The organism is Paraburkholderia polaris (assembly GCF_012927345.1).
In the GTDB taxonomy this organism is placed as follows: Bacteria; Pseudomonadota; Gammaproteobacteria; order Burkholderiales; family Burkholderiaceae; genus Paraburkholderia; species Paraburkholderia polaris.
Map to the genome: position 1 here is coordinate 16,460 of NZ_JABBGJ010000039.1, position 18,066 is coordinate 34,525.

The following is an 18,066-nucleotide window of genomic DNA, read 5'->3' on the forward strand; positions in this document are numbered from 1 at the left end:
GTCGTATTTAGGGGAAGCAGGCGATGTTTGGCGAGAAGTTTCGGGATCGGCAAAAGCCGATGGTGCTCGTGCTGGGACTCGGTGAATCCGGTCTCGCGATGGCGCGCTGGTGCGCGCGGCACGGCTGTCGGCTGCGTGTGGCCGATACGCGCGAGGTGCCGCCGAACCTGTCCGCGATGGAAGCGCACAGCGTCGATGCCGAGTTCGTCGGCGGACCGTTCTCGCTCGCGTTGCTCGAAGGCGTCGAACTCGTGGCGATCAGCCCGGGTTTGTCGCCGCTTGCCGCCGACTTGCTGCCGCTGATCACAGCGGCGCGTGAGCGCGACATCCCTGTCTGGGGCGAACTCGAATTTTTCGCGCAAGCACTGAAGACGCTCGGCGAAAGCGGTTACGCGCCGAAGGTGATCGCGATCACCGGCACTAACGGCAAGACCACGACGACGAGCCTGACCGGTCTCCTGTGCGAACGCGCCGGCAAGAAGGTCGCGGTGGCGGGCAACATCAGCCCAGCCGCACTGGACAAGCTCAGCGAAGCGATCGACAACACCGCGTTGCCCGACGTGTGGGTACTGGAACTGTCGAGCTTCCAGTTGGAAACCGCCCATACGTTTACTCCGGATGCAGCGGTCGTTCTGAACATTACGCAAGATCACCTGGATTGGCACGGCGGCCTCGATGCATACGCCGCCGCAAAGGGCCGCATCTTCGGTACACAGACCGTGCGCGTGCTGAATCGCGACGACTCGCGTGTGATGGCGCTTGCTCCTTCGGCCGACGCTGATGCAGCGATGATCACCTTCGGCGTTACCGAGCCGAAGAACGACGGCGACTACGGTCTGTTGCGCGACAACGGCATGATCTGGCTGGTCGAAGCGCACGATCGCGCCGCCAGCGACGAACCCGCGCCGACGCGCCGTCGCAAGAACGAAGTGGCGGCACCGAAGAACATCGCGCTCAAACGCCTGATGCCGGCGGACGCGCTGCGTATTCGCGGCCTGCACAATGCCGCAAACGCATTGGCTGCGTATGCACTGGCTCGCGCAATCGGTCTGCCCGGCGCGCCGCTTCTGCACGGCCTGCGCGAATACCGCGGCGAGCCGCATCGCGTGGAATTGATCGCGTCGATCGAAGGCGTCGATTACGTCGACGACAGCAAGGGCACCAACGTTGGCGCGACGGTTGCCGCGCTCGACGGTCTCGCGCAACGCGCGGTGCTGATCGCCGGTGGCGACGGCAAGGGCCAGGAGTTCGAACCGCTCGCCGCACCGGTGATGCGTTGGTGTCGCGCCGTGATGCTGATCGGGCGCGACGCACCGCAAATCCGCGCCGCGCTGGCGGACACCGGTATCGCGATGACCGACCACGCGACGCTCGAAGAAGCGACGCGGGCCGCCACCGCATTGGCGCAACCAGGGGACGCCGTGCTGCTGTCGCCGGCTTGCGCGAGCTTCGACATGTTCAAGGGTTACGCACATCGCGCGGCGGTGTTCCGCAGCACGGTGGAAGACATCGCGGCTGAACGGGGGACGATGATATGAGCTGGTCGGAACGCTTCGGCTCGCGCCTCGCCGGCGCTCGTGCGGGCGACGGCGATACGAGTAACGCGGGCAGCGCGGGTCGCGCCTCCAGCCGCACCGGCGGCAGCGGTCTTGCGAGCGCCGTGAATGGCGTGCGTCCGCTGCGCTCGCGGATGCTCGACTACGATCACTCGCTGCTGTGGGTGGTCGTCGCGTTGCTCGGGCTCGGCGTCGTGATGGTGTATTCGGCGTCGATCGCGATGCCCGATTCGCCGAAGTACGCGTCGTACCGCGATTACGCATTCCTCGTGCGCCAGATCATTTTCGTGGTGATGGGCTCGGTGATCGGCGTTGTGTCGTTCCGCATCCCGATCTCGACGTGGGATAAGTACGCGCCGAAGCTTTTCCTGATCTCGCTGGTCGCACTGGTGATCGTGCTGATTCCACACGTCGGCAAGGGCGTGAACGGCGCGCGTCGCTGGATTCCGCTCGGCATCACGAACATGCAGCCGTCGGAAATCATGAAGCTCGCCGTGACGATCTACGCGGCGAACTACACGGTGCGCAAGCAGGAATACATGCACAGCTTTGCCAAGGGCTTTCTGCCGATGGCAGTGGCGGTGGGGCTCGTCGGCGCGTTGCTGCTGCTCGAACCGGACATGGGCGCGTTCATGGTGATCGCCGCGATTGCGATGGGCGTGCTGTTCCTCGGCGGCGTGAACGGCAAGCTGTTCGGCGGCCTGGTGGCCACCGCGGTCGGCACGTTCAGCTTGCTGGTGTGGGCGTCGCCGTGGCGTCGTGAGCGGATCTTCGCTTACCTCGATCCGTGGGACGACCGTTACGCGCAGGGCAAGGCTTATCAATTGACGCACTCGTTGATCGCTTTCGGGCGCGGCGAGTGGTTTGGCGTGGGCTTGGGCGGCAGTGTCGAAAAGCTCAACTATCTGCCGGAGGCGCATACCGACTTCATCCTCGCGGTGATCGGCGAAGAACTCGGTTTCGTTGGCGTGCTCGTCGTGATCCTGATGTTCTACTGGATCGTGCGCCGCTCGTTCGAGATCGGCCGTCAGGCACTTGCACTCGACCGCACGTTTGCCGGGCTGGTCGCGAAGGGCATCGGCATCTGGTTCGGTGCGCAGACCTTTATCAATATGGGCGTGAACCTTGGCCTGCTGCCGACTAAAGGTCTCACGTTGCCGCTCGTCAGCTACGGCGGCTCGGGCATCTTGCTGAACTGCGTGGCCGTGGCCGTTTTGATGCGTGTCGACTATGAGAACCGGGTGTTGATGCGTGGAGGGAAAGTATGACCGCTCTGCCGCAACGCACGCTGATGGTGATGGCCGGTGGCACCGGGGGACATGTGTTCCCGGGGCTCGCGGTCGCGCACCTGATGCAGGCGTGGGGCTGGAAGGTCGTATGGCTCGGCAATCCTGCGGGCATGGAAGCCACGCTGGTGCCGAAACACGGCATCCCAATGGAATACGTGCGCTTTGGCGGACTGCGCGGCAAGGGTCTGAAGACCAAGCTGATGTTGCCGCTCAATCTGCTGCGCGCCTGCTCGCAAAGTCTGAGCGTGTTGCGTCGCGTGAAGCCCGACGTCGTGCTCGGCATGGGCGGTTACATCACGTTCCCGGCGGGTTTGATGACCGCGTTGAGCGGCCGTCCGCTGGTGCTGCATGAACAGAATTCGATTGCGGGTCTCGCCAACAAGGTGCTCGCGAAAGTCGCCAAACGCGTGCTGGTTGCATTCCCGAATGCGCTGCCGCACGGCGAATGGACCGGAAATCCAATTCGTGCGGAACTTGCGCGCGCAATTGCACCCAAAGCACGCTACGCGCAGCGCAGTGGTCCGCTGAATGTGCTGGTGGTGGGCGGCAGTCTGGGTGCGGCGGCATTGAATGAAGTGGTGCCGCGCGCCGTTGCGCTGCTGGCGCCGAACGAACGTCCGCGCATCGTGCATCAGGCGGGCGCGAAGCATATTGAAGCGCTGCGTGAGAACTACGCGGCAGCGGGCCTGCAAGCCGGCGCCGATGTAGAACTCGTGCCTTTCATCGACGACATGACGAGCGCGTACGCGAACGCGGATCTGGTGATCTGCCGTTCGGGTGCGATGACCGTGTCGGAGATTTCAGCGGTAGGGGTGGCGGCGTTCTTCGTGCCGTTCCCATTTGCAGTAGACGATCACCAAACCACTAATGCAGCGTTCCTCGCCGATAACGGCGCGGCGCTGGTCGTGCAGCAACGCGATCTGTCGGCGGAAACGCTCGCCGACTGGTTGCGCAGCCAGACGCGAGAGACCCTCGCGGAGATGGCGGAGCGTTCGCGCTCGCTCGCGAAACCCGACGCCACGGAACAGGTCGCGCAGATTTGCGCGACTGTGGCGGGTTCGATTTCGGGCGCGAGCCCAGAAGGAAAGCAATGAAACACATCGTCAAACATATTCACTTTGTCGGCATCGGCGGTGTCGGCATGAGCGGCATCGCGGAGGTGCTGGTCAACCTCGGCTATCAGGTGAGCGGCTCGGATCTTACGAGCAACGCGATCACCGACCGCCTCGCCGCGCTCGGCGCGCGTATCGCGATTGGCCACGCGGCGGAGAACATCGAAGGCGCAAACGCCGTGGTTGTTTCCACTGCGGTGCGCAGTGACAACCCGGAAGTGCTGGCCGCGCGTCATCGCCGCATTCCGATCGTGCCGCGCGCCGTGATGCTCGCGGAACTGATGCGCCTGAAGCAGGGCATCGCGATTGCCGGCACGCACGGCAAGACCACGACCACCTCGCTGGTGGCGAGCGTGCTGGCAGCGGGCGGGCTCGACCCGACGTTCGTGATTGGTGGCCGGCTGATCAGCGCGGGCGCGAATGCGCGTCTGGGTACGGGCGACTTCATCGTCGCCGAAGCGGATGAGTCGGATGCATCGTTCCTGAATCTGTTCCCGGTGATCGAAGTCATCACGAACATCGACGCCGATCACATGGACACCTACGGCCACGACTTCGCGCGGCTCAAGCAGGCGTTCATCGAATTCACGCATCGTCTGCCGTTCTATGGCATCGCGGTGCTGTGCGTCGACGATCCGAACGTGAAGGAGATCCTGCCGTTCGTGTCGAAGCCGATCATCCGTTACGGTTTTGCGCCGGACGCACAGGTGCGCGCGGTCAACGTAGAAGCGCGCGGCGGCAAGATGCATTTCACGGCAATGCGCGAAGACGCGGCGCCGATCGACATCGTCTTGAACCTGCCTGGCGAGCACAACGTTCAGAACGCTTTGGCCGCAATCGCAATTGCGACTGAACTTGAAGTGAAAGATGCCGATATCCAGCGAGCGCTAGCAGATTTCAACGGCGTGGGCCGACGCTTCCAGCGCTACGGCGAAGTGCCGGTGGTGAGCGAAGGCAACACTACCGGTGCGTACACGCTGGTCGACGACTACGGTCATCACCCGGTCGAAATGGCGGCAACGGTGGCGGCGGCGCGCGGTGCGTTTCCGGGGCGGCGTCTGGTGCTGGCATTCCAGCCGCACCGCTTCACGCGCACGCGCGATTGCTTCGAAGATTTTGTGAAGGTGTTGTCGACCGTCGATGCCCTTGTGCTGACCGAAGTCTATTCGGCCGGTGAGGCGCCGATCGTCGCCGCGGACGGCCGCGCCTTGGCGCGCGCGCTGCGCGTGGTGGGCAAGGTCGAGCCGGTGTTTGTCGATACGGTGGATGAAGTGCCGGACGCGCTCTCAGCAGTGGTGCGCGACGGCGATGTGGTGATCACGATGGGCGCGGGTTCGATCGGCGGTGTGCCGGGTCGCCTGGCACAAGAAACGAAGGTGTGAGTGAGATGAGCGGTATCGATCCGAAACAATTCGGCAAAGTGGCAGTGCTGCTCGGTGGAGACTCCGCCGAGCGCGAGGTGTCGCTCAATTCCGGCCGCCTCGTGCTGCAAGGTCTGCGTGACGCCGGTATTGACGCGCATCCGTTCGATCCGGCCGAGCGTCCGCTCGCCGCGTTGAAGGACGAAGGCTTCGTGCGCGCGTTCAACGCGCTGCACGGCGGTTATGGCGAGAACGGCCAGATTCAGGGCGCGCTGGATTTCTACGGGATCCGTTACACCGGTAGCGGCGTGCTCGGCTCGGCGCTCGGTCTGGACAAGTTCCGCACCAAGCTCGTGTGGCAGCAACTCGGCATTCCGACGCCGCCGTTCGAGGCCGTACTGCGCGGTGACGACTACGAAGCACGGGCGAAAGACATCGTCGCGAAGCTCGGTTTGCCGCTGTTCGTGAAGCCGGCCAGCGAAGGCTCGAGCGTCGCGGTGATCAAGGTGAAAAGCGCCGACGCATTGCCGGCAGCGCTGCTCGAAGCGGTCAAGTACGACAAGATCGTCGTGGTGGAAACGAGCATTGAAGGCGGCGGCGAATATACCGCGTGCATCGCCGGCGATCTGGACCTGCCGGTGATCCGCATCGTGCCGGCCGGCGAGTTCTACGACTATCACGCGAAATACATCGCCAACGACACGCAGTACCTGATTCCGTGCGGTCTGACGGCGGACGAAGAGTCGCGCCTGAAAGTGCTGGCGCGCCGCGCGTTCGACGTGCTCGGCTGCACCGATTGGGGCCGTGCCGATTTCATGCTCGACGCCGACGGCAACCCGTATTTCCTCGAAGTGAACACGGCGCCTGGGATGACCGATCACTCGCTGCCGCCGAAAGCGGCGCGCGCGGTGGGCATCAGCTATCAGGAACTGGTTGTCGGCGTGTTGGCGCTGACCCTTGCGGACTAACCGGGGTAACCCGAAAGCAACACCATGTGGAACAACGTTCGCCAGCTCAATTTCGCCGCCAACGCATTGCATGCGTTGCTGGTGCTCGTGCTGCTGGCGGCAGGCGGTTACTGGCTGATCCAGCGGCCGAATTTCGCGCTGCGTGAAATTCAGATCGACGGCGATACCGAGCACATCAATTCGCCGACGGTGCGTGCCGGGGTAGTCGGGCGCTTGAAGGGCAACTTTTTTACGGTGGATCTCGACGTCGCACGCCAGGCGTTCGAGCAGATGCCTTGGGTGCGGCACGCGAGCGTGCGGCGAGTGTGGCCGAATGCGCTGGCTGTCACGCTTGAAGAGTACAAACCGCTTGGGACGTGGGGCAGCGATCAGTTGGTGAGCGTGGACGGCGAACTGTTCACCGCGAACCAGGGTGAGCTCGAAGAAGAGCTGCCCGCGTTCGACGGCCCGGACGGTACGGCAAAAGAAGTCGTCGCGCGCTATAGCGACTTCAAGAAGTGGTTTGCGCCGTTGGGCGCAACGCCCGAAGAAGTCACGTTGTCGCCGCGGTACGCGTGGACGGTGAAGCTGTCGAACGGAATGCAGGTGGAACTTGGGCGCGAACGCAATCAGGACACGTTGCTCGATCGGAGCAGGCGCCTGACCGCGGCGTGGAACGCGGTGACGCAACGTTGGGGAAAGGATATCGAGTATGCGGACTTGCGCTATCCGAACGGTTTCGCGATTCGTGCCGCTGGCATGCGCTTTATCAGCGAACCCGACAAGGGCAAGAAGTAAAGGGACATCACACGCAATGAGCACGCTATGAGTAAAGACTATAAAGATCTGCTGGTCGCCCTCGACATTGGGACGTCGAAGGTAGTGGCTATCGTCGCCGAGTTGAAGGGCGAGGGTCACTACGAGGTGATCGGCCTCGGCCAGAGCGAATCAAAGGGACTCAAGAAAGGCGTGGTGGTGAACATCGAAGCCACCGTGCAGTCCATTCAGCGCGCACTCGAAGAGGCCGAGCTGATGGCCGACTGCAAGATCACGAACGTATTTACCGGGATCGCCGGCAGCCATATCCGCAGCTTCAATTCGAGCGGCATGGTGGCGATCAAGGAAAAGGAAGTCACGCAGACGGACGTCGCGCGCGTGATCGAGACGGCGAAGGCGATCAACATCCCGACGGATCAGCAGGTGCTGCACATCCTGACGCAGGAATTCATCATCGACGGTCAGGAAGATGTGCGCGAGCCGATCGGCATGAGCGGCATCCGCCTGGAAGTGAAGGTGCATATCGTCACCGGCGCGGTGAGCGCGGCGCAGAACATCGTCAAGTGCGTGCGCCGTTGCGGGCTCGAAGTGAACGATCTGATTTTGCAGCCGCTCGCTTCGTCGCTGGCGGTGCTGACGGAAGACGAAAAGGAACTCGGCGTGGTGCTGGTCGATATCGGCGGCGGCACGACGGACATCGCGATTTTCAGCGAAGGCGCGATTCGTCACACGGCGGTGATTCCGATCGCCGGCGACCAGATCACCAGCGACATCGCGATGGCGCTGCGTACGCCGACGCCGGACGCGGAAGACATCAAGGTCGACTACGGCATTGCGAAGCAAGCCTTGGCCGATCCGGACGAAATGATCGAAGTGCCGGGCCTCGGCGAGCGCGGGCCGCGCACGCTGTCGCGCCAGGCATTGGCGGCGGTGGTCGAGCCGCGCGTCGAAGAACTGTTTTCGCTCGTGCAGCAGGTGGTGCGCGAGTCGGGTTACGAGGAACTGCTGAGCTCCGGCGTGGTGCTGACCGGCGGCGCGTCGATGATGCTCGGCATGGTCGAACTCGGCGAGGACATTTTCCTGAAGCCGGTGCGGATCGGCGTGCCGGAATACGCCGGCGGTCTGGCTGACGTCGTGCGTAACCCGCGTTATTCGACGGCGATGGGTCTGCTCGTCGAAGGACGCTCGCAACGGATGCGCGGCCGCAAGGTCGCCGTGCAGTCGGGGTCGATGGGCCAGGTCTTCACGCGAATGAAAGACTGGTTCCTCGGCAACTTCTAACGAATTCTGGTTTTGAACGGTTTTACGTAAATACGCGTTGGTGCCGGCGGCTGGCGCGCGACAGGGGGTTGCCCGATCTCCTGCCGAATAACGGCCGAAGTGGCTGTAATTTTTTATCTTGACGGAGGCAACATGGAATTCCAGATGCTGGAAACCGAAACGAACGGCACCATCATTAAGGTGATCGGAGTAGGCGGCGCTGGCGGCAATGCCGTTCAGCACATGATCAACAAAGGCGTGCAAGGCGTCGACTTCATCGTGATGAACACGGACGCGCAAGCGCTGTCGCGTTCGCGCGCCTCTGCGGTGATCCAGCTCGGCAACACGGGTCTGGGCGCTGGCGCCAAGCCGGAAATGGGCCGCGCAGCAGCAGAAGAAGCACGTGAGCGCATCGCCGACGCACTGCGCGGCGCGCACATGGTGTTCATCACCGCCGGTATGGGCGGCGGCACGGGCACGGGCGCAGCACCGGTGGTCGCGCAGATCGCCAAGGAAATGGGTATCTTGACTGTTGGCGTGGTCAGCAAGCCGTTCGAATTCGAAGGCGGCAAGCGGATGCGCGTCGCAGAAGCGGGTTCGCAGCAACTGGAGGATCACGTCGACTCGCTGATCGTCGTTCTGAACGACAAGCTGTTCGAGGTGATGGGCGATGACGCCGAGATGGACAAGTGCTTCCAGTGCGCAGACGACGTCCTGAACAATGCAGTTGCCGGCATCGCGGAAATCATCAACGTCGACGGTCTGGTGAACGTCGACTTCGAAGACGTGAAGACGGTGATGGGCGAGCAGGGCAAGGCGATGATGGGCACGGCGACGGTTGCCGGTGTCGATCGCGCACGTCTGGCTGCTGAGCAGGCTGTGGCCAGCCCGCTGCTGGAAGGTGTGGATCTGTCGGGCGCGCGTGGCGTGCTGGTCAACATCACGTCGAGCCGTTCGCTGCGTCTGTCGGAAACGCGCGAAGTGATGAACACCATCAAGAGCTATGCTGCAGAAGACGCAACCGTGATTTTCGGCGCGGTGTACGACGATGCAATGGGCGACGCGCTGCGCGTGACGGTCGTGGCAACGGGTCTGGGCCGTGCAGCGAAGAAGCAGCAATCGGCACCGATGACGCTGTTGCGCACCGGCACGGACAACCAGCCTATCGGCGCGATGCAGCACGCTGCTTACGCACCGTCGTCGTCGCATCATGCAAGCACGGCCGATTACGGCGCGCTGGATACGCCGGCTGTGTGGCGCACGTCGCGCGATACGGCGGCTTCGCACGTGCAGGCGCTGCAGGAAAAGGGCGTCGATACGTACGACATTCCGGCATTCCTGCGCAAGCAGGCGGACTGAGCGCACGAGCAGGCTTTCGTTGCCGCGCTGTTTTAGTAGCGCTGGCGGACGAATGCACGAGCGTGGCGGGTGAACGGCGAACACGCCGCGTATCGTCTGATTCGCGGCAAGGACAAGTGCCCTCTTCGGATTCGCGAAGCGGATGGGGCAACTGTCGCCGGATGGCGGAGCCTTTGTTAGGCAGACGCTGAATTCACTGCGACACGACAACGTGCGAGCGTGCTTCGCATCGATGCAAAGGACTGAGCATGATTCAGACAGGTGAAAAGCTGCCCGACGCGACGCTCTTCGAGTTCGTCGAAGACGCGCGGGCGGGCTGCACGCTGGGGCCTAACAGCTTCGACGTGCGCGAGCAGACGGCGGGTAAGCGCGTGGTGATCTTCGGGTTGCCGGGAGCGTTTACGCCGACCTGTTCGGCCAAACATGTACCGGGTTACGTCGAGCACGCCGAGCAGTTGCGCGCGCTCGGCATTGACGAGATCTGGTGCGTGTCCGTCAACGACGCGTTCGTAATGGGCGCGTGGGGACGCGATCAGCACGCCTCGGGCAAGGTGCGCATGATGGCGGACGGCAGTGCGGCTTTCACGCGGGCGCTCGGTCTTGAGCAGGATTTGTCGGCGCGCGGCATGGGAATCCGTTCCCAACGCTACGCGATGGTTGTCGACGACGGCGTGGTCAAGACGTTGAGCGTCGAGGCTGCCGGCAAATTCGAAGTCAGCGATGCAGGGAGTATCCTCGCTACGTTGAGCTAGTTACGCTTGCGTTAGATGCCAACGCCCCGAGCCTGCGCGGTTACCGCGTTGTATCAGGGCAACGGCGTATAAGACGCTTTTGTGACGGGCCGTTACGCGGGCCGATGACCGGAAACGCCTCCGTTCCGGACATCGGCCCGTCACGCTTTCCCTGACGGGCGCCCATTGGGTAATGCAGCGAAACAGATTGATACGTTCCGCGCAACGACGCTCCTTAGGGTATTGGAGTATACTTCGCGCTATGGAATAAAAAGTCCCGATTGGGATTTTCAATCGAATAGAAGATCACCATGTTGAAGCAGCGCACTATCAAATCAATCGTCAAGACAGTCGGCATCGGCCTGCACTCCGGCCGCAAGGTCGAACTGACGCTCCGCCCGGCGGCGGCGGGTACTGGCATCGTGTTTTCGCGCGTGGATTTGCCCACGCCGGTGGACATCCCCGCGTCGGCGATGGCGATTGGCGATACGCGTCTCGCTTCCGTGTTGCAGAAAGACGGCGCGCGCGTGTCGACTATCGAGCATTTGATGTCCGCATGTGCAGGCCTTGGCATCGATAACCTTTATATCGACGTCACCGCTGAAGAAATTCCAATCATGGACGGCAGTGCGGGTTCGTTCGTGTTTCTGATTCAGTCGGCCGGTATTGAAGAGCAGAACGCGCCGAAGAAATTCATTAAGGTCACCAAGCCGGTCGAAATTCGCGACGGCGATAAATTCGCGCGTCTCGATCCGTATTTTGGTTTCAAGCTCAAATTCACCATCGATTTCCGTCACCCGGCTGTGGATAAAACCGGTCAGGCGCTGGAAGTGGATTTTGCCAATACGTCGTATGTGCGGGAAATAGCCCGTGCGCGTACGTTCGGCTTTGCGCATGAAGTGGAAATGATGCGCGAACTCGGTTTGGCGCGCGGCGGCAGCATGGATAACGCCATCGTGCTGGACGAATACCGCATTCTGAACAACGACGGACTGCGTTACGACGACGAATTTGTGAAGCACAAGATGCTCGACGCGATCGGCGATCTGTACGTGATCGGCCATCCGTTGCTGGCTTCGTACACGGCATACAAGTCGGGCCACGGCCTGAACAACGCGCTGCTGCGCGAGCTGCTGGCACATGAGGATTCATACGAAGTCGTTACTTTCGACGACACGCAGAAGGCGCCGCGCGGCTTTGCATACGAAACGCAAACGGCGTTCGCGTGATGTGAGTAGCGCCTTCGGATGAACTTTCCGAAGTGAATGGATGAAAAATAAGCGGCCCATCTGGGCCGCTTATTTTTTGTTCAGCGATTTCTCCGATGCCGCGCGGCCATTTTCGCCAAAGCTTCCTGCAGCGGCGAGGGTGCGAGCGATTGGGAGAGCGCGTGCAGCGCATCCGCGCCGACCGGCGTCATGCGCGCCTGCTTGACCGGCGGCGGTTCCTTCAAAGGCTGCGGCCGCACGCGAATCCTCAGCGCATTGACCGGCCAGCCGCGCTGCTGCAGATCTGACAGCAACCGCGGCTCAATCTGGCGCAGGCGGGCGGCCAGTGCGTTGTGCCCGGTAAACAGGGCCAGCACGCCTTCCTTGATGAAGCTCGGCTCCACGCTCGTTGCCAGATAGTCCGGCAGCAGCTCGCGCAGATCCTTTTCCAGCGCCGCAATCTGCTCGACGCCCGCGCGCAGGGCCACGAACGCGTCGGTGCGATTCAGCACTTCGGCGACGGGCTGCGGGCGGCGCGCTTTGAACTGCTTGGGCGGCGGCCTTGAAAAGGACGGAAAACGGCTCATGTTTGACGGTGACGGCGTGTTTGCACCCGATGTGCGCTCACGCCGCGATTGTACCGCGCGGGATGCACGCGGACCCGCCTCAATGCGTACCGCCGGAGGTCGCTGCGGCGGGCTTCCTGTGCCTTGCCGCCGTCGCGCCGCTGACACAGGCGCGGCCGGGGGCGCGTGCTAAAATGCCCGATTCGAATTCACTCTTGGACTAAGCCGCCGAGGCCCTTCCGACCCCGGAGCGCACGTGCACGAACCGCACGCCGCGAACCAGCCGAAGCCGCGACGCAGACACCGATCCGATGACCACCGGTTTTCTACAGAAGATTTTTGGCAGCCGCAACCAGCGGCTAGTCAAGCAATATCAAAAGACCGTCACGGCGATCAATGCGCTCGAGCCGCAGATCGAGCAATTGACGGACGACCAACTGCGCGCCAAAACGGGTGAATTCCGCCAGCGTGTTGCGAGTGGCGAGTCGCTCGACAAGCTCCTGCCAGAGGCCTTTGCGGTGTGCCGTGAGGCCAGCAAGCGGGTGCTGAAAATGCGCCACTTCGACGTGCAGCTGATCGGCGGCATGGTCCTGCACTACGGCAAGATCGGCGAAATGCGCACCGGCGAAGGCAAGACGCTCGTCGCCACGCTGCCGGTGTACCTGAATGCGCTGTCGGGCCGCGGCGTGCACGTCGTCACGGTGAACGACTACCTCGCACAGCGCGACGCCGAATGGATGGCGCGTCTGTACAACTTCCTGGGTCTGTCGGTCGGCATCAATCTGTCGCAGATGGATCATGGCGCGAAGCAGGAAGCGTACGCCGCCGACATTACTTACGGCACCAACAACGAATTCGGCTTCGACTACCTGCGCGACAACATGGTCTACGAGACCGACGCGCGCGTGCAGCGAGCCCTGAATTTCGCGGTGGTCGACGAGGTCGACTCGATCCTGATCGACGAAGCCCGTACGCCGCTGATCATCTCCGGCCAGGCCGAAGATCACACTGAACTCTACGTGCGCATGAATGCGCTGCCGCCGCTGCTCGAACGCCAGATCGGCGAAGAGAAGGCAGACGGCACCGGCGTCGAAAAGCCGGGCGACTACACGCTGGACGAGAAAGGCCGCCAGGTCTTCCTGACGGAATCGGGCCACGAAAAGGCTGAGCGTCTGCTCGCCGAATGGGGCCTGATCGGCGAGGGCGAAAGCCTGTACGCGCCGCAGAACATCACGCTGATGCACCACGTGTACGCCGCACTGCGCGCGCACACGCTGTTCTTCAAGGATCAGCACTACGTCGTGCAGAACGGCGAGGTCGTGATCGTCGACGAATTTACCGGCCGTCTGATGTCGGGCCGCCGCTGGTCGGACGGCTTGCACCAGGCGGTTGAGGCGAAGGAACACGTCAAGATCCAGAGCGAGAACCAGACGCTCGCGTCGATCACGTTCCAGAACTACTTCCGTATGTACGCGAAGCTGTCCGGCATGACCGGCACGGCCGATACCGAAGCGTACGAATTCAACGAGATCTACGGTCTCGAAACGGTCGTGATCCCGACCAACCGTCCGCCGAAGCGGATCGACAAGCAGGATCAGATCTACAAGACCGCCAAGGAGCGCTATGACGCGGTGATCCGCGACATTCGCGATTGCCATGAGCGTGGTCAGCCGGTACTGGTCGGCACGACGTCGATCGAAAACTCGGAACTGCTGTCGCATCTGCTGAAGCAGGCTGGGTTGCCGCACGAAGTGCTGAACGCCAAGCAGCACGCGCGTGAAGCTGAGATCGTCGCCGAAGCGGGCCGTCCGAAGCGTGTCACGATCGCCACGAACATGGCCGGTCGCGGTACCGACATCGTGCTTGGCGGTAACGCCGAAAAGCAGGCGTCTTTCATCGAAAAGGATGAAACGCTTTCTGACGCAGAGAAGCAAACCCGTATTCAAAAGCTGCACGACGAATGGCAAGCGCTGCACGATCAGGTGAAGGCCGCGGGCGGTCTGCACATCATCGGCACCGAACGTCACGAATCGCGCCGGATCGACAACCAGTTGCGCGGCCGTGCAGGCCGTCAGGGCGACCCGGGTTCGTCGCGCTTCTATCTGTCGCTGGAAGATCCGCTGCTGCGCATTTTCGCGGGCGATCGCGTGCGCGCGATCATGGACCGCCTGAAAATGCCTGAAGGCGAGGCGATCGAGGCGGGCATCGTGTCGCGTTCGATCGAATCGGCGCAGCGCAAGGTGGAAGCGCGCAACTTCGACGTTCGCAAGCAATTGCTCGAATACGACGATGTGTCGAACGATCAACGCAAGGTGATCTACCAGCAGCGCAATGAATTGCTCGAAGCGAACGACATCACCGAAACCATCGGCGCCATGCGTCATGGCGTGATCGCCGATATCGTTCACCAGTTCGTGCCGGCTGGCAGCATCGAAGAGCAGTGGGACGTGCCCGAGCTGGAGGAAGTGCTGCGCAACGAATGGCAGCTCGACCTCGCGATCCAGGAAATGATCAACGAGTCGAACTCGATCAGCGTGGACGAGATTCTCGAAGCTGTCGAAGCCGCTGCGGACGAAGCGTATGAATCAAAGGTCGAACAGGTCGGCCGCGAATCGTTTAGCGCGTTCGAACGCTCGATCATGCTGCAAACGCTGGACCGCAGCTGGCGCGAACATCTGGCCGCGCTCGATCACCTGCGCCAAGGTATCCATCTGCGCGGTTACGCGCAGAAGAATCCGAAGCAGGAATACAAGCGCGAGGCGTTCGAACTGTTCGCCGCCATGCTCGACGCTGTGAAGCTCGAAGTCACCCGTGTGGTGATGAACGTGCAGATCCAGTCGCCTGAACAGCTGGAACAGGCCGCCGAGCAGTATGAAGAGCAAGGTAGCCACCTCGAAAACGTCGAGTTCCGTCACGCAGAATTCGCCGAAGCGGCAGCAGCAGCGCCTGCTGCTGCGGAAGCGGCCACTGCCGCGATGATTGGCGACGCGATGAGCCATGGCTCGTCGCATGCCGTCGCATCGGATCTCAGCGGGGACAATGTGCCGAAGGTTGGCCGTAACGACCCGTGCCCGTGCGGTAGCGGCAAGAAGTACAAGCAGTGCCACGGCAAGATCGCGTAATGGCGAAGGCGGCGCGCTTTAAGCGCGCCGCTTCGTTTTACACGCTGTTTTGCTGGTGATTTCGCGATGGTTCGGCAACATGCCCGAGCCATCAGTTTCCGTTTCCTTCGATGCCGGCGTCTGCCGGCATTTTCTTCGACAGGTCGCGACCATGGCTGTCAATTTCCCCTCGATCGATCCCGCTCAACTTCACCCTGTCGCCGGCGTTACGCTGGGCTGGGCGGAGGCGAATATCCGCAAGCCGAACCGCAAGGACGTGCTGGTCATTTCCGTCGGCGAAAGTGCGACGGTAGGCGGCGTGTTCACGCAGAACCGCTTTTGCGCTGCACCCGTCACGGTGTGCCGTGAGAATCTGGAGCGCGTGCGCGCAGGCTGCAAGCCGATTCGTGCGCTGGTAATCAACACCGGTAACGCAAATGCAGGCACGGGCGAACCAGGCCTCGTGGCTGCGCGCGAAACCTGCGACGAACTCGCGCGTCTCGTGGACATCACGCCGGAACAGGTGTTGCCGTTTTCGACGGGCGTGATTCTGGAGCCGCTGCCGGTCGATCGTCTGAAGGCCGGTTTGCCGGCCGCGCTGGCGAACCGCAAGGAAGCCAACTGGTACGACGCCGCCCAGGCGATCATGACCACGGACACGCTGCCGAAAGCCACCTCGCGCCAGGTCACGATCGACGGCCACACTGTCACGCTCACCGGCATCAGCAAGGGCGCCGGTATGATCAAGCCGAACATGGCGACTATGCTCGGCTTCCTCGCGTTCGACGCCGCTGTCGCGCAACCGGTGCTCGACGCGCTGGTCAAGCATGTGGCGGACCGTTCGTTCAACTGCATCACGATCGACGGCGATACGTCGACCAACGATTCTTTCATCCTGATCGCCTCGGGCCAATCGAGCCTGCCGGCGATCACGTCCACCGATTCGCCCGCTTATGCAGCGCTGCGCGACGCGGTGACCGAAGTCGCCCAGACCCTCGCACAACTGATCGTGCGCGACGGCGAAGGCGCGACCAAATTCATGACCGTGCATGTCGAAGGCGGCTCGAGCGTCGGCGAATGCCGCCAGATCGCTTACGCGATCGGCCACTCGCCGCTCGTGAAGACGGCCTTCTATGCATCGGACCCGAATCTCGGCCGCATTCTCGCGGCCATCGGCTATGCCGGCGTGGACGATCTCGACGTCGGCAAGATCGATCTGTATCTGGACGACGTGCTGGTCGCCACTGCCGGCGGCCGCAATCCGGCCTACCGTGAGGAAGACGGCCAGCGCGTCATGAAAAAGAGCGAGATCGGCATTCGCGTCGTACTCGGGCGCGGCAATGCGCAAGCCACGATCTGGACTTGCGATCTGTCGCACGACTACGTGAGCATCAACGCCGACTATCGTTCGTAACCAGGTTTATTACGCGGCCCTTTGGCCGCTTACCTTACAGCCATGGACAAACTCGAACAGTTTCTGACCCGGGCCGAAGCCGTGCTCGTCCGCCTCGAAGCGATGCTTCCACCCGCCCAACCGGAGATCGACTGGTCGGCGGCGGTCGCCTTTCGCTGGCGCAAGCGCCAGGGGCGCGGCTATCTGCAGCCGGTTCCCGCCATTTCGTCGATCACGCTCGACGACCTGCAAAACATCGACCGCCAGAAAGGGCTGATCGAGCAGAACACGCGTCAGTTCGTGCACAAGCAGCCGGCTAATAACGTGCTGCTGACGGGCGCGCGCGGCACCGGCAAGTCGTCGCTGATCAAGGCGTGCCTGAACGCCTATGCGAAAGACGGCCTGCGCCTGATCGAAGTGGATAAAGACGATTTGCACGATCTCGGCGACATCGTCGATCTGATCGCGCAACGGCCGGAGCGCTTCGTGGTGTTCTGCGACGACCTGTCGTTCGAAGACGGCGAGTCAGGCTACAAGGCGCTGAAGGTCGCCCTCGACGGCTCGATCGCTGCGCAGTCAGACAACGTGCTGATCTACGCAACGTCCAACCGCCGCCATCTGCTGCCCGAGTACATGAGCGACAACGAGACGTACAAGCACACGTCCGACGGCGAGATTCATCCGGGCGAACTGGTCGAAGAAAAGATCTCGCTGTCCGAGCGCTTCGGGCTGTGGGTCAGCTTCTACCCGTTCAAGCAGGACGACTACCTGTCGATCATCGGCCACTGGCTGCGCCATTTCGGCTGCGACGACGCGGAAGTCGAGGCGGCGCGTGGCGATGCGCTGGTGTGGGCGCTGGAGCGCGGTTCACGCTCGGGCCGCGTCGCGTGGCAATTCGCTCGCGACTGGTCTGGCCGGAAGACCTCGGCATGAGCGACGCGCAGAAGAACGCGGCTGGCCGCCCGGTGACCGAGGTGGCTGTCGGCGTGCTGATCCAGCCGGACGGACACTATCTGCTGGCGCAGCGCCCGGCCGGCAAGCCGTACGAAGGGTACTGGGAGTTTCCGGGCGGCAAGCTGGAGGCGGGCGAGTCGGTCGAGGCCGCACTAGCGCGTGAGTTGCACGAGGAACTGGGTATCGACGTCGAGGCGAGCCATCTTTGGCACACGCTCGAACACGACTACCCGCACGCCTATGTGCGGCTGTTCTTCTGCAAGGTGACGCAGTGGTCCGGCGAGCCGCACGGGCGTGAAGGCCAGGCATTTGTCTGGCAGACGCTGCCAGCGGATGTCTCGCCGTTGTTGCCGGCGACGATTCCCGTGCTGGAATGGCTCGCGGCTGAGAAAAACTAGAGAAATGACGCGATTGCAGGGGGCGCTGCATAAGTAGCGTCGTCCCGCGCGACT

Annotated in this window: 15 protein-coding genes; 14 read left to right on the plus strand and 1 reads right to left on the minus strand. The window is 62.6% G+C overall.

The features are described from left to right. The first annotated feature begins 23 nt into the window (after window positions 1-23). From murD to lpxC, 10 genes are all read left to right on the plus strand, one after another. Window positions 24-1,538 (plus strand): UDP-N-acetylmuramoyl-L-alanine--D-glutamate ligase, encoded by a 1,515-nt coding sequence (gene murD, locus HHL24_RS31010; protein ID WP_169489140.1) that lies wholly within the window; start codon window positions 24-26, stop codon window positions 1,536-1,538. Then, window positions 1,535-2,824: a putative lipid II flippase FtsW gene (gene ftsW, locus HHL24_RS31015; protein ID WP_169489141.1), complete on the plus strand. Its 1,290-nt coding sequence runs from the start codon at window positions 1,535-1,537 to the stop codon at window positions 2,822-2,824. The genes murD and ftsW overlap by 4 nt, the downstream gene beginning before the upstream one ends. Beyond that, window positions 2,821-3,939 carry an undecaprenyldiphospho-muramoylpentapeptide beta-N-acetylglucosaminyltransferase gene (gene murG / locus HHL24_RS31020; RefSeq protein ID WP_169489142.1) on the plus strand — a complete coding sequence of 373 codons (1,119 nt, stop codon included), beginning with the start codon at window positions 2,821-2,823 and terminating at the stop codon, window positions 3,937-3,939. Before ftsW ends, murG begins: the two co-directional genes overlap by 4 nt. Then, complete coding sequence (murC, locus tag HHL24_RS31025; protein WP_169489143.1) at window positions 3,936-5,339, plus strand: UDP-N-acetylmuramate--L-alanine ligase; 1,404 nt, start codon at window positions 3,936-3,938, stop codon at window positions 5,337-5,339. Before murG ends, murC begins: the two co-directional genes overlap by 4 nt. A 5-nt stretch (window positions 5,340-5,344) precedes the next feature. Continuing rightward, a complete protein-coding gene (locus HHL24_RS31030) occupies window positions 5,345-6,286 on the plus strand; it encodes a D-alanine--D-alanine ligase (RefSeq protein ID WP_169489144.1) in 942 nt (313 codons plus the stop codon). Window positions 6,287-6,310: 24 nt separating this feature from the next. Further along, window positions 6,311-7,063, plus strand: a complete 753-nt coding sequence (locus HHL24_RS31035) for a cell division protein FtsQ/DivIB (RefSeq protein ID WP_169489145.1) — start codon at window positions 6,311-6,313, stop codon at window positions 7,061-7,063. A 27-nt stretch (window positions 7,064-7,090) separates the two neighbouring features. Further along, entirely contained in the window at window positions 7,091-8,323 is a 1,233-nt protein-coding gene (gene ftsA / locus HHL24_RS31040; RefSeq protein WP_007180311.1) for a cell division protein FtsA, read from the plus strand. A 132-nt stretch (window positions 8,324-8,455) separates the two neighbouring features. Further along, the gene (gene ftsZ / locus HHL24_RS31045) at window positions 8,456-9,661 is read left to right on the plus strand and encodes a cell division protein FtsZ (protein WP_169489146.1); all 1,206 of its coding nucleotides are present in this window, start codon (window positions 8,456-8,458) and stop codon (window positions 9,659-9,661) included. 248 nt (window positions 9,662-9,909) lie between these two features. Continuing rightward, window positions 9,910-10,413 carry a peroxiredoxin gene (locus tag HHL24_RS31050; protein WP_169489147.1) on the plus strand — a complete coding sequence of 168 codons (504 nt, stop codon included), beginning with the start codon at window positions 9,910-9,912 and terminating at the stop codon, window positions 10,411-10,413. Window positions 10,414-10,703: 290 nt separating this feature from the next. Beyond that, the gene (gene lpxC, locus HHL24_RS31055; protein ID WP_169489148.1) at window positions 10,704-11,621 is read left to right on the plus strand and encodes a UDP-3-O-acyl-N-acetylglucosamine deacetylase; all 918 of its coding nucleotides are present in this window, start codon (window positions 10,704-10,706) and stop codon (window positions 11,619-11,621) included. An 80-nt stretch (window positions 11,622-11,701) separates the two neighbouring features. Here lpxC and HHL24_RS31060 read toward each other — a convergent pair whose 3' ends face one another. Further along, the gene (locus HHL24_RS31060) at window positions 11,702-12,187 is read right to left on the minus strand and encodes a DciA family protein (RefSeq protein WP_169489149.1); all 486 of its coding nucleotides are present in this window, start codon (window positions 12,185-12,187) and stop codon (window positions 11,702-11,704) included. Window positions 12,188-12,477: 290 nt separating this feature from the next. Between HHL24_RS31060 and secA the strand changes: the two genes are divergently transcribed. From secA to HHL24_RS31080, 4 genes are all read left to right on the plus strand, one after another. Further along, entirely contained in the window at window positions 12,478-15,288 is a 2,811-nt protein-coding gene (gene secA, locus HHL24_RS31065; RefSeq protein ID WP_169489150.1) for a preprotein translocase subunit SecA, read from the plus strand. A gap of 151 nt (window positions 15,289-15,439) precedes the next feature. Continuing rightward, complete coding sequence (gene argJ / locus HHL24_RS31070) at window positions 15,440-16,681, plus strand: bifunctional glutamate N-acetyltransferase/amino-acid acetyltransferase ArgJ (RefSeq protein ID WP_169489151.1); 1,242 nt, start codon at window positions 15,440-15,442, stop codon at window positions 16,679-16,681. Between the two features lie 42 nt (window positions 16,682-16,723). Further along, a complete protein-coding gene (locus HHL24_RS31075; RefSeq protein WP_169489152.1) occupies window positions 16,724-17,593 on the plus strand; it encodes an ATP-binding protein in 870 nt (289 codons plus the stop codon). Then, window positions 17,590-18,012 carry an NUDIX domain-containing protein gene (locus HHL24_RS31080; RefSeq protein WP_169489153.1) on the plus strand — a complete coding sequence of 141 codons (423 nt, stop codon included), beginning with the start codon at window positions 17,590-17,592 and terminating at the stop codon, window positions 18,010-18,012. The genes HHL24_RS31075 and HHL24_RS31080 overlap by 4 nt, the downstream gene beginning before the upstream one ends. Window positions 18,013-18,066 lie beyond the last annotated feature (54 nt).